Source organism: Rhodococcus sp. 05-2255-1e, assembly GCF_002259025.1.
GTDB lineage: Bacteria > Actinomycetota > Actinomycetes > Mycobacteriales > Mycobacteriaceae > Rhodococcoides > Rhodococcoides fascians.
In genome coordinates, this window is the sequence record NZ_NOZE01000006.1 from 1 (window position 1) to 12221 (window position 12221).

Below are 12221 nucleotides of genomic sequence, written 5' to 3' on the forward strand. Positions count from 1 at the left end.
CGGGCGCGGGGACCGGGGCGGGTGTCGGCAGCTCGGCCTGAGCCACCGGTTGCGCCTGCTGGTCCTGGGCGATCGCCTGCGGGGTCTCGACCACGGAGTTCGATTCCTGTGCGGCCGGGGCCGTCTTGGCGGTGACGAACGGGATGTATTCGGTGGCTCCGGCGCTGGTCGCGGCCGTGACGAGTCCTGCGGGGACGAGGCCTGCCAGAGCAATCACCGAGTTCCGTCGAACCTTGGAATTCGATGCTTTTCTGTGACGACCCACGCGCGCTGTACCTCCTGATTTCCCCGGATGTTCTCCGGGGCCCGACCTGATGACCGGGATCGAGGGTACCTGATTCGAGACTGTTCCGTTATCGGGCCGTTACCAGGCGCGGAGCGGTGCGCGGTCTATTGCGGGTCGGTCTCGCCCGACGCGTCGTCGGCCAGGCGTGCGGCTGCTTTCTTGCGCGCCTTCTTCGGTGCGTTGGCGGGTTGACCCGTCGCTTGTTCCAGCAACGCCCTGATGTCGTCGAGTTCGCGGCGCAGATAGTCACGGGTGGCGACTTCACCGACGGCGATACGCAGAGCTGCGAGCTCCCGCGCGAGGAACTCGGTGTCGGCCTTGGTCTGCTGAGCCCGCGACCGATCCTCTTCGAGAGAGACGCGGTCGCGATCGTCCTGCCGATTCTGGGCGAGCAGGATCAACGGCGCGGCGTACGCGGCCTGCGTCGAGAAGGCGAGGTTGAGAAGGATGAAGGGATACGGGTCCCACTGCAGATTGACGGCCACGACGTTGAGGAAGATCCAGACGATGACGATGCCGGTCTGAATCGCCAGATAGCGTCCGGTGCCCAAGAACCTGGCGGCTTTCTCACCCGACTTGCCGAGATCGAAGTCGAAGTTGACGTTGAACAGCCGCGAACCGCGCGGCGTGTCCATTCTTTGGCGTGCTGTTTCTTTCACTGTCCGGCCACTTCCTGATCTCGCCAGTCCTCGGGCAGCAGGTGATCGAGGACGTCGTCCACGGTCACGGCCCCGACCAGGTGATCCTCGTCGTCGACCACCGGGCCGCAGACGAGGTTGTACGTCGCGAAGTACCGCGTCACCGCGGTCAGGCTGTCCTCGGGGGACAGCCGCGGGAGTGCGCTGTCCACGACTCCGCCCACCAGACTCGCCGGGGGTTCTCGCAACAGTTGCTGCAGGTGAACACAGCCCAGATATGGGCCGGTCGGTGTTGCGGTCGGCGGCCGCACCACGAACACCAGTGAGGCCAGCGCAGGCGTCAGGTCGGGGTTGCGTACCCGAGCGAGGGCCTCGGCCACCGTCGTCGACGCGGTGAGGATCACGGGCTCGGGCGTCATCAGACCGCCGGCGGTGTCGGGGGAGTGTTCGAGCAGGCGGCGGACCGGCGCCGAGTCCTCTGGATCCATCAGTCGCAGAAGCGATTCCGCTTCGGTCTCGGGCAGCTCGCCGAGGAGGTCGGCAGCGTCGTCGGGGTCCATGGCCTCGAGCACGTCGGCACCACGGTCGACTCCGAGGTAGTGCATCAGCTCCACCTGATCGTCGTCGGGCAATTCCTGGACGACGTCGGCGAGTCGCTCGTCGTCCAATGCCCGCGCCACCTCCATGCGGCGTTTGACGGGGAGCTCGCGCATGGCATTCGCGACATCTGCCGCACGTAGATCCTCGAACTGCATCAACAGCTGCGCCACACCCTGGTCGGGCATCGACAGTTCGTTCTGCGTCAGTCCCTGCACGTGCTGCCAGTCGACGACATGGATGGCACCGCGTCGCGCAAGGCGTTGGCGCTGCTTACGCACCGCCACGCGTGCGACCTTCCAGTCTCGAGTTCGGGTGAGCTCGATGCCGAGATCGACGACGACGGAATCGGTGTCGTGCAATTCGTCGAGCTCGGGATCGTCGACGCGCACCTTGGAGTCGAGGATCTGCGCGAACACCAGAATCTCGTTCGCGCGCTGAGTGAATCGGCGCAGACTGACGTTTCCGGTGGTGAGCTGAACGGAGTTGGGCTCGATGCTGGTCACTCGCAGCATCGGGACGAAAATTCTTCGGCGCGTTGCCAATTCGACCACGAGTCCGAGGACTCGCGGCTGTGCCCTGCCCACGCGCATGGAGACCACCACGTCGCGCACTCGCCCGATCGATTCGCCGTCGGGGCCCAGGACGCCGAGGCCGGCGAGCCTGGCCGCGAATACCTTGCTCAGTGCTGCCATGATGGCAAGGTTAGAGGCAGGGCAATACAGCGGGTGAATCAGACAGGGGTAGTGCTTTCGATGGGTGCTTCGGGATTGCGTCGATCGGTACTGGCCGTTCCGGGCAGTTCGGACAAGATGATCGCCAAGGCCAAGGGCCTGCCTGCCGACGCGATCTTCCTCGATCTCGAAGATGCCGTCGCGCCGATCGCCAAGGTCGAGGCCCGCGCACGCATCGTCGACGCGTTGAACTCCGACGGTTGGGGCGATCAGCTCAAGGTCGTGCGCGTGAACGACTGGACGACGCAGTGGACGTACGGCGACGTCATCGACGTCGTGTCCGGGGCGGGTGGAAATCTCGACGCCATCCTGTTGCCGAAGGTCGAGTGCGCGGCGCACGTACAGGCGTTGGATCTGTTGCTCACTCAGCTCGAGAAGGAGCACGGTCTCGACCTCGGGGCCATCGGCATCGAGCCGCAGATCGAGAGCGCGCGCAGCCTGCGCAACATCGACGAGATCGCGACCGCGAGCCCCCGGGTGCAGACGTTGGTGTTCGGGCCGGCCGACCTGATGGCGAGCGTCAACATGCGCACCCTCATCGTTGGGGAACAGCCGGTGGGATACGACACCGGCGACGCCTATCACCACATTCTGATGACGATCCTGCTGGCGGCTCGGACGCACGGATTGCAGGCAATCGACGGCCCGTACCTGCAGATTCGTGATCTCGACGCGTTTCGCCGGGCCGCGGGACGGACGGCCGCCCTCGGGTTCGACGGCAAGTGGGTGCTGCACCCGACGCAGATCGAGGCGGCCAACGAGATCTTCGCGCCACTACAGGACGATTACGACAAGGCCGAGCTGATTCTCGACGCCTACGAGTTCCATACCTCGGCGGCGGGTGGCGCTCGCGGTGCGGTGATGCTCGGCGACGAGATGATCGACGAGGCGAGTCGCAAGATGGCGCTGGTCGTCTCGGCGAAGGGCCGCGCGGCCGGTCTGACACGCACGACGACGTTCGAGCCGCCCACCTCCTGATCCACGCCGTGTTCGCGGACAGAACAATGGGTGTGACGGTGCCGGAGCGGAGCCTGCAGAAGCGACCAGAAAAGTCCGTTTCGGGGCACAATGGAGTCATGACCAATCCCCTCTCGCAGCCGGGCCGCCCAGGGCAAGGATTGCCGACGCCGCCGTCCGGTTGGCCCATCGGTTCCTACCCCACCTATGCCGAGGCGCAGCGCGCCGTCGACTTCCTCTCCGATGAGGAATTCTCGGTACAGGACGTCACTATCGTCGGCGTCGATCTGATGCAGGTCGAACGTGTTCTCGGCCGGCTCACCTGGCCCAAAGTCATTGGTGGAGGGATCGTTTCGGGCGCATGGCTGGGTGTGTTCCTCGGTCTCGTCCTCGGTATCTTCAGCGAGAACATCTTCGGCGCGTTGCTCATCGGCGTCGGCGGCGGCATCATCTTCGGCCTGATCTCGGCATCCATTCCGTATGCCGCGACCAAGGGACAACGAGATTTCGCGTCGAGCATGCAGTTGGTCGCCGGACGCTACGACGTCATCTGCGAGCCCCGGACAGCGGAGAAAGCACGCGACCTGCTCGCCAAACTGTCGATTTGATCACACCGGTTGGACGACCAGGCAACCGACAGGTAACGGAATAGCCCCAAATCGCCCTCGAGGCCAGTGAGTTCGGTTACGTTTCTCTCGTGCACGGCAGTGCCGACACAAGGGCTGCGCGAGTAACCGAACGTACGGAGGCGGGACAGTGCCGAGACATCGTGGTCGTAGGCGTGGAAAAGCAACGAGGATAGGGGTGTTGGCGGCAGCGGCTCTGGTGACGAGTCCGTTGCTCGCAGCGTGTGGTTCGTCGGACAGTTCGGTTCCGGTTCTGAGTTTCTACACTGCCGCAGACGGCGCAGAGCAGTACGCCGCTGCGGCACAGGTGTGTTCGGACGCCTCCAACGGCCGGTATCGAGTGGAGCAGCGGACACTGCCCAAGAGTGCCAACGATCAGCGCCTGCAGCTCGCGAGGCGTCTCGCCGGAAACGACAAGACGTTGGATCTGATGACGCTCGACGTCGTCTGGACCGCCGAATTCGCCGAGGCCGGATGGGCATTGCCCGTCCCGGACGACCTCTCGGCGAAGCTGCGCGACGGGTCCACCCTGGAAGGTCCGCTCGCCACCGCGGAATGGCAGGACCAGCTCTACGCCGTTCCGCTCAACTCCAACACCCAGTTGCTCTGGTACCGGCCCGACGAGGTGCCGGGCGGCACCCCGCCGCAGACGTGGGATCAGCTGATCGACGTGGCCGAGGCCAACGCGGCCGCCGGTAAGCCCGCTCAGATCGGTGTGCAGGCCAAGCAGTACGAGGGCTTCATGGTCTGGTTCAACTCGCTGCTCGAGAGCGCAGGTGGGTCGGTGGTCGCCGAAGACGGAACGACGGTGACCCTCAACGACACTCCCGAGCACCGCGCCGCCACCGAGAAGGCCCTCGAGATCATCAAGCGGGTGGCCACGGCCGACGGCCGCGATCCATCGGTCTCGCAGAGCGACGAGGCGACAGCTCGACTCGGGATGGAGTCGGGGCGGATGGCCTTCCAGGTCAACTACCCGTTCGTGCTTCCCGGCCTGAAGGAGAACGCCGTCGCCGGGGCAGTGTCGTTCCTCGATCTGGCGAATGTGCCTGCCGATCAGCAGGATGCACGCATCGCCGAGGTCTTCCGCAGTGCTCCGTACCCCGAGGTGAACGCGGGGGAGCCCGCCAAGGTCACCATCGGCGGCTTCAACATCGGCGTCGCGAAGACCACTCAGCACGAGGACCTCGCCTGGGAAGCCGTCGAGTGCCTCACCAACCAGGAGAATCAGCGCAACAACGCCGTCAACGGCGGCGTGCCCCCGGTGCTGAAGTCGCTGTACTCCGATCCGGAGTTCCAGGCCGTCTATCCCGCATGGGAAGGGGTGCTCGGTTCCATCGAGTCCGCGGCAGTGCGGCCCGTTTCGCCTGCCTACCAGAGCATTTCGATTCTGTTGACCGATGCCCTCAACCCGCCGCAGAACATCGATCCGGTTGCCGACGTGGACAAGCTCGCAGAACTGGTCAGCAAGGCCGTCAATTCCGAAGGGTTGATTCCATGAGCGATCCCACCGAATCGCAGCCGCAGCCCGCCGATCGGCAGGCGGCTCTGAAGAACATCTCCGACGGTAAGAAAGCCGAACGACGCCTGGGATTGCTCCTCGTCGCACCCGCGGCGATCCTGATGCTCGCGGTCACCGGCTACCCGATCGTGTACGCCTTCTGGCTCAGCCTGCAGAAGTACAACCTCGCGTTCCCCGAGGATCGCCAATTCGTCGGCATCTCCAACTACGTGACCGTGCTGTCCGACGGCTACTGGTGGACGGCATTCGGCGTCACCGCCGGCATCACGATCATCTCGGTGATCATCGAGTTCATCCTCGGTCTGGCAGTGGCTCTGGTCATGCACCGCACCATCTTCGGCCGCGGACTCGTCCGCACCGTGGTGCTCATTCCGTACGGCATCGTGACCGTCGCCGCCGCGTACAGCTGGTACTACGCCTGGACCCCGGGCACCGGTTATCTCGCCAACCTGTTGCCCGACGGCAGCGCGCCACTGACCGAGCAGTTCCCGTCGCTCGCGATCGTGGTTCTGGCCGAGGTGTGGAAGACGACCCCGTTCATGGCTCTGCTGCTGCTGGCAGGCCTGGCTCTGGTGCCCGACGATCTGCTCAAGGCCGCCGAGGTGGACGGAGCGGGTGGTTGGACGCGGCTGATGCGGATCACCATTCCGTTGATGAAGCCGGCAATTCTCGTCGCGGTGCTCTTCCGCACGCTCGACGCGTTCCGCATCTTCGACAACATCTACGTCCTCACCCGAGGGAGCAACGAGACAGGATCGGTGTCGATTCTCGGTTACAACAACCTGTTCGGCGCGTTCAACCTCGGACTCGGGTCGGCGATCAGCATCCTGATCTTCTTCTGCGTCGCGATCATCGCGTTCGTGTTCATCAAGTTGTTCGGTGCCTCGGCACCGGGATCCGACGACGGAGGCCGCAAGTAATGACCACTGTTACGCCTCGCAAGAAGGTCGGTTGGACGGTCGTCAACGTCCTCGTCCTCCTCTACGCGCTCGTTCCGTTGGCGTGGATCATCAGCCTGTCGTTCAAATCGACGGCCACGATCGCCGACGGAAAGTTCATCCCGCAGTCGTTCACTCTGGAGAACTACAAGGGCATCTTCTCCACCAACCAGTTCACCTCGGCGCTGGTGAACTCCATCGGAATCGGGTTGATCACCACGGTGATCGCCGTCGTGATCGGCACCATGGCCGCGTATGCCGTTGCCCGGCTGGACTTTCCGGGCAAGAAGCTCCTGGTCGGTGCGGCTCTGCTGATCGCGATGTTCCCCCAGATCTCGCTGGTGACACCGTTGTTCGACATCTCGCGCTCGCTCGGTCTGTTCGACACCTGGCCGGGTCTGATCATCCCGTACATCACCTTCGCGTTGCCGTTGGCGATCTACACCCTCTCCGCATTCTTCCGCGAGATCCCGTGGGAGCTCGAAAAGGCGGCGAAGATGGACGGAGCAACGCCCGCACAGGCTTTCCGCAAGGTCATCGCCCCGCTGGCGGCACCCGGCATCGTCACCGCGTCGATCCTGGTGTTCATCTTCGCCTGGAACGACCTCCTGCTCGCCATCTCGCTGACGGCGACGGAACGTTCGGTCACCGTCCCGGCGGCCATCTCGCAGTTCACCGGTAGCTCTCAGTTCGAGGAGCCCACGGGATCGATCGCGGCAGCCGCCGTCGTCATCACGATCCCGATCATCATTTTCGTGCTCTTCTTCCAACGACGTATCGTGGCGGGCTTGACGTCCGGCGCAGTGAAGGGATAACCGTCATGGCCGAAATCGTTCTCGACAAAGTCACCAAGCTCTACCCGGACGGCGCCGCTGCCGTCAGCGACGTCGACATCACCATCGCCGACGGCGAGTTCATCATCCTCGTCGGACCGTCCGGCTGCGGAAAGTCCACCACGCTCAACATGATCGCCGGGCTGGAGGACATCTCGTCCGGTGAGCTGCGGATCGCGGGGGAGCGCGTCAACGAGAAGGCACCGAAGGATCGCGACATCGCGATGGTGTTCCAGTCCTACGCGCTCTACCCACACATGACGGTCCGGCAGAACATCGCCTTCCCGCTGACGCTCGCCAAGCTCTCGAAGACCGAGATCAACGACAAGGTCGAAGAGGCTGCCAAGATCCTCGATCTCAGTCAGCACCTCGACCGGAAGCCCGCCAACCTCTCCGGTGGTCAGCGACAGCGAGTTGCCATGGGGCGCGCCATCGTTCGCACCCCCAAGGCCTTCCTGATGGACGAGCCGCTGTCCAACCTCGACGCCAAGCTGCGAGTCCAGACGCGCGCCGAGATCTCGCGGCTGCAGAAGCGCCTGGGCACCACCACCGTCTACGTCACGCACGATCAGACCGAGGCCATGACCCTCGGCGACCGCGTTGTGGTGTTGCGCGGCGGGCTGGTGCAGCAGATCGGTTCTCCGCAGGAGCTCTACGACAAGCCGCGAAACCTGTTCGTGGGCGGCTTCATCGGATCGCCCTCGATGAATTTCGTTCCGGGACAGCTCACCTCGAACGGAGTGTCCACGGCCCTCGGCGACATCGAGATCCCGCTCGAGCGAATGGACGCGATCAAGGCCAAGAACCCGGGCCGCGAGGTGGTCGTCGGTATCCGTCCCGAGCACTTCGAGGACGCGGCACTGATCGACGGCTACCAGAAGATGAGCGGCGCGACCTTCACCGCAACCGTGGACGTGCTCGAGTCCATGGGCAGCGACAAGTACGTCTACTTCACGCTGAAGGGTGCCAAGGTCGAGTCCAGCGAACTCCAGGAGCTGGCCGCCGATGCCGGTATCGCCGATCTCGGTGGCGCACAGGTGGTTGCGCGTCTGGCAGCCGAATCCAAGGCCGCCGAGGGTGGTCAGGTGGAACTGTGGTTCGACCCGGGCAAGATCTCGGTGTTCGACCAGGCGTCGGGTGCGAACCTGACAATCTGAGCGGCTGCGCCGCATGTGAGCGGAACTTCGTAGCCCACTACGAAGTTCCACTCACATGCCGCAGTCTCTACAGTGGCACGTTCGACGTGGTGTTCGGTTCGGACTCGGCAACCCGCACCGATTGCCGCGCTGCCGGGGTGCTTCTGATGGCCAGGGCTGCCGCGGCGACGACGGCGCAGGCCACGGCACCGGCGACAAAGGCTGCGGTGTACGCGCTCTCGCGGGCCACGTTTGTGCCGTCGATGGTGAACATCGCCAGCACGGTGGACAATGACGCACTCGCGATCGACGTGCCGACAGTGCGCACGATCGAGTTGACGCTGTTGGCCACGCCGGTGTCCGCTGCGCTGACCTCGGCCATGAGCAGGTTGGGCAGGGCCGCGAACGCGAGGCTGACGAACGTGTTGATGACGATGCCCGCGGTGATGAGCTGCCAGGTGTGATCGTGGGCCACCGCGACGAACGCAAATCCGAGAACGCCGATCACCGCGCCGCCGACGAGAACTCGGCGCGGCCCGAACGATCCGATGAGGCGACCGCTGATCACCGCGGCCACCACTCCTACCGCTGCACCGGGTAGCAGGTACACGACACTCGCTTCGAGAACGTTGGCGGTGAATCCGTAGCCGGCGACGGCACGTGGGGTCTGTACGAAGTAGGAGCAGGCCAGGAAGTTGGCGAACATTCCGACGCCGACGAACAGGGTGGCGACGTTGGTGGCAAGCAGTGGCCCGTGAGTGAGCATGCGGGGTGCGACGAGCGGGGCATCGATGCGTTTCTCGAAGATCCACCAGACGGTTCCCAGCAGCACGCCCGCGACAGCGCATCCGATGGTGGCCACCGAACCCCAGCCCCACGTGCGGCCCTGGGTGAGGGCCAGGAACAACAGCAGGAGTGTGCCCGCCAGCAGCACGGCACCCCACCAGTCGACCGACCCGCTGCCGCTACGCGGTCGGGCCGGGACACCGAACCACGCGATGCCGAGTGCAACCACGACGATGGCGACGGTGAGCCAGAAGACGCGGTGGTAGTCGGCGCCGTTGGCCGTGAGCAGCCCCGTCAGCACCAATCCGAATCCGCCGCCCACGCCGAGAGTGCCGGACAGGATCGACATCGAGCCGACGAGTGCGCGCGGTGGCATCTCGTCGCGCAACACCGCCAGGGCGATGGGGAACAGGGCGTACGAGACGCCCTGCAGAATGCGGCCGACCAGCAGCCAGGTCAGTGAATCGGTCAACGCTGCCAGCAGCGACCCGGCCAGCACGACGGTCAGGACGCCGATGAGCACGGGGCGTTTGCCGTGCAGGTCGGCGAGTCGGCCGATGACGGGGGTGGCGATGACCGCGGCCAACAGGTTCGCCGTCAGCACCCACCCGGCAGCGGTGGTGCTGACGCCCAGTTGGGTGCCGATGGTGCCCACGATGGGAACGACCATCGTCTGCAGGACGGCGAGGGTCATGACGATGAAACAGAGTCCTGGCAGCAGTGTGCGGCGGGTGGACATGGAAGAGCTACCTCGTTACCTATGACAACCGAAAATACGAACCGATCGAACTAAAATGTTGAACGCATCTAATTAATTATCGGGTACCGGTTTCCCCGGTGTGAGCCGAGGTGCCTCGGATGAGCTACTGGGCCCGGTTGGGCTTCCCCAGGGCCTTCTGCCGGAGTTCACTGACGATCTCGTCGTTCCAGACGTGCTCGCGCACCAACCGATAGCGCTCACGGCTCATCCACAGATAGGCCTCGGCATCGGTGCGGTCTTCGAGAATCTCGGCCGCCCGGACCATGCGGACCACCGGCAGGTACTCCTCACCGAACCAACGTCGCGCGACCGTTCCGCGGTCGACGAACTCCCCGAGTTCCTGCATCAGCCGAAATCCCCAGGCCTCCACCGACTCGCTCAGTTGCGCGTAATCGAACGGGTCGGTGACCTGTACCGCCTCGCGCGCGCGTCCCACCAGGGGCACCCGACTCAGGAAGATGCGGCGATGATCCTTGATCAACAGATCGCCGCGCCGGGTGATGCCCTCGGGGGAGATACGCGTGATGATCTCGGTGACGACGGCGTCGATCGTCGTGCGATGCATCGCGAACGCAATCGACACCCGATGATGCCCGTCGACGACGAAGTGCATGCCGCCGATGCGATACACCTGGATCGGCGGCATCGCTTCACCGCGGCGCTGCGCCGCCGCCAACCGCTGCCAGCGTTCCCTGATCCGCGCCGAGGTCGGCCTGAAGAATCTGTCGAAGTCCCGGGTGCGGTCGACGCTGCCGACGATGGTCTCGACGCGAATGACCTGCAGACCCAGGTGCCGTTCCCCGACCTTGCCGAGGGCAGCGACCACCTCGTCGAACGGCAGGATGGTGTTGACGTCGTCGGGTTGACGCCGCAGCCACCCGACGAGTCTCGCCACGTCGGCGCGTCGACGCTGGCGGGTGAAGTCGTTCTCCGCGTCGGCGGCCGGAAATCCGGTGTCACGTGCCATGTCTGCGCCTCACGATCCTCGGTGCTTCGACGTGCTGTCGCTGCCCACCCGGTTCGACGTCGAGCAGGGTGTATCCGACGGTGTTGATCACCGCCGCCCCGTGCAGGGCCAGATCGTCCGGGGTGTGGCCGTGTGGATGAATGTGGCCGTGCAACAACAACTGTGGGGAGAGTCGACGCGTCACCTCGTCCAGGCAGTCGAAGCCGACGTGTGCCGGGTCGGTGTCGTCGCCGACTCCGAGGGGTGGGCTGTGAGTGAGCAGAATGTCCACCGGCCGTACGTCCTTGCGGACGTTGCGATTCCACGCGAATGTTCGAGTGAGGGTGCGTGAGCGTCTGCGCTGCTGACGTTGCGTCCATTGATTGGGGCCGCCGTTGTAGCGGATCGACCCGCCGAGACCGGCGATACGCAGACCGGCAGCGGACACGATCCGCCGGTCGACGTTGATCGCACCCACCGGCCCCGGCCAGGTGGCAGGCAGCCCGGCGCGCATCCAGCCGGCCTTCCCGGCCGAATAACCCGTCAGGTCCGCGTCGTGATTGCCGGGCACGAACACGCACGGAGCGTTCAACGCATCGGTCAGGTACTCGAGGTAATCGAACGGAAGGTCACCCGCGCCGAGAATCAGATCGACGCCGAGCGACTTCACCTGCGGACTCCACAGAGATTCGATCGTTTCGTCGGACACAGCGAGAACGGATACCACGGGTACGACGGTACCCACCTCGTCCGCGGTGGCACCTCCGAACGGACTTCTCGGGCACCGGTGGTGTTGGATGGGTCTCGTGAGCGAGAGTGTCATTACCGCGGTACGCGCACATCTGCTGACCGAGATCGGCGACGACAACCCGTCGTCCGCGTCCGTGACGTTCCTCGGCCTGGAGTCACTGGACGTGCTGCGATTCGGAGCGGACTCCGAGGTGGTGCGGTACGTCAGCCTCGGCTGCTCGCGTCATCCCATGGCAGACCCGAACGACATGGTCGCCGATCCGTCCCGTGGCCCTCGCGCCGAACTGGTACTGACCCTTCGCGGTGGCGCAGGCGTGGCGTCGGGCGTCCACAAGAGCTTGGCCGTGCTCGCGGCCTCGCCCGCAGTGGAGGGCGTCGTGCTGGTGGAGGACGCCCTGCTCGATCTCGGTGAGCCGCTGTGGACCAACGCGCCGTTCACGGCCGTGCTGCTCGGGCCGAGCGACATCGCGGACCTGCCGCTGCCGGAGCCTTTCGATCCGGTTCATTTTTTCGCCGCGGTGCCGTTGACCGGAACCGAGGCCGCCTGGGTGCGGTTGCGCGGGGCGGACGCGTTGCGCGAGGCCTGGAAGGAAGCGGGGATCGACGTTCGAGACCCCAACCGGTCCGCAGCCAGCCTCTGATCGGGCGCTCCTGCGCACAGGGTGTCGACTTCCGGGGGCTACCCGCTTCTGTCGGAGGTCGTCCCTGGCTC

Annotated in this window: 12 protein-coding genes and 1 pseudogene; 7 read left to right on the top strand and 6 right to left on the bottom strand. The window is 65.0% G+C overall.

Going from position 1 to position 12221, the window contains the following annotated elements:
* The 3 genes and pseudogenes from CH262_RS02415 to CH262_RS02425 all read right to left on the bottom strand — a co-directional run.
* Window positions 1–217: pseudogene (locus tag CH262_RS02415) on the bottom strand (lytic transglycosylase domain-containing protein); the annotation flags it as partial.
* 173 nt (window positions 218–390) lie between these two features.
* On the bottom strand, window positions 391–921 hold the full coding sequence (locus CH262_RS02420) for a DUF1003 domain-containing protein (protein WP_045840756.1): 531 nt from the start codon (window positions 919–921) through the stop codon (window positions 391–393).
* A gap of 20 nt (window positions 922–941) precedes the next feature.
* A complete protein-coding gene (locus tag CH262_RS02425) occupies window positions 942–2216 on the bottom strand; it encodes a magnesium transporter MgtE N-terminal domain-containing protein (protein ID WP_027498042.1) in 1275 nt (424 codons plus the stop codon).
* 60 nt (window positions 2217–2276) lie between these two features.
* Between CH262_RS02425 and CH262_RS02430 the strand changes: the two genes are divergently transcribed.
* From CH262_RS02430 to CH262_RS02455, 6 genes are all read left to right on the top strand, one after another.
* Window positions 2277–3233, top strand: a complete 957-nt coding sequence (locus CH262_RS02430) for an HpcH/HpaI aldolase/citrate lyase family protein (RefSeq protein WP_032386319.1) — start codon at window positions 2277–2279, stop codon at window positions 3231–3233.
* Between the two features lie 98 nt (window positions 3234–3331).
* Window positions 3332–3820: a general stress protein gene (locus CH262_RS02435; protein WP_027498040.1), complete on the top strand. Its 489-nt coding sequence runs from the start codon at window positions 3332–3334 to the stop codon at window positions 3818–3820.
* Window positions 3821–4016: 196 nt separating this feature from the next.
* Window positions 4017–5339, top strand: coding sequence for an ABC transporter substrate-binding protein (locus CH262_RS02440; RefSeq protein ID WP_027498039.1), 1323 nt, complete (start codon window positions 4017–4019; stop codon window positions 5337–5339).
* On the top strand, window positions 5336–6280 hold the full coding sequence (locus tag CH262_RS02445) for a carbohydrate ABC transporter permease (protein WP_027498038.1): 945 nt from the start codon (window positions 5336–5338) through the stop codon (window positions 6278–6280). Before CH262_RS02440 ends, CH262_RS02445 begins: the two co-directional genes overlap by 4 nt.
* The gene (locus CH262_RS02450; RefSeq protein WP_027498037.1) at window positions 6280–7113 is read left to right on the top strand and encodes a carbohydrate ABC transporter permease; all 834 of its coding nucleotides are present in this window, start codon (window positions 6280–6282) and stop codon (window positions 7111–7113) included. The genes CH262_RS02445 and CH262_RS02450 overlap by 1 nt, the downstream gene beginning before the upstream one ends.
* Before the next feature lie 5 nt (window positions 7114–7118).
* The gene (locus tag CH262_RS02455; protein WP_027498036.1) at window positions 7119–8288 is read left to right on the top strand and encodes an ABC transporter ATP-binding protein; all 1170 of its coding nucleotides are present in this window, start codon (window positions 7119–7121) and stop codon (window positions 8286–8288) included.
* A gap of 67 nt (window positions 8289–8355) precedes the next feature.
* Here CH262_RS02455 and CH262_RS02460 read toward each other — a convergent pair whose 3' ends face one another.
* From CH262_RS02460 to CH262_RS02470, 3 genes are all read right to left on the bottom strand, one after another.
* On the bottom strand, window positions 8356–9792 hold the full coding sequence (locus tag CH262_RS02460) for an MFS transporter (RefSeq protein WP_051365247.1): 1437 nt from the start codon (window positions 9790–9792) through the stop codon (window positions 8356–8358).
* Window positions 9793–9916: 124 nt separating this feature from the next.
* Window positions 9917–10780 (bottom strand): hypothetical protein, encoded by an 864-nt coding sequence (locus CH262_RS02465; protein WP_032371672.1) that lies wholly within the window; start codon window positions 10778–10780, stop codon window positions 9917–9919.
* A complete protein-coding gene (locus CH262_RS02470; protein WP_027498034.1) occupies window positions 10770–11486 on the bottom strand; it encodes a metallophosphoesterase family protein in 717 nt (238 codons plus the stop codon). The genes CH262_RS02465 and CH262_RS02470 overlap by 11 nt, the downstream gene beginning before the upstream one ends.
* A gap of 70 nt (window positions 11487–11556) precedes the next feature.
* Between CH262_RS02470 and CH262_RS02475 the strand changes: the two genes are divergently transcribed.
* Window positions 11557–12150, top strand: coding sequence for a suppressor of fused domain protein (locus CH262_RS02475; RefSeq protein WP_176458017.1), 594 nt, complete (start codon window positions 11557–11559; stop codon window positions 12148–12150).
* The last annotated feature ends 71 nt before the right edge of the window (window positions 12151–12221 follow it).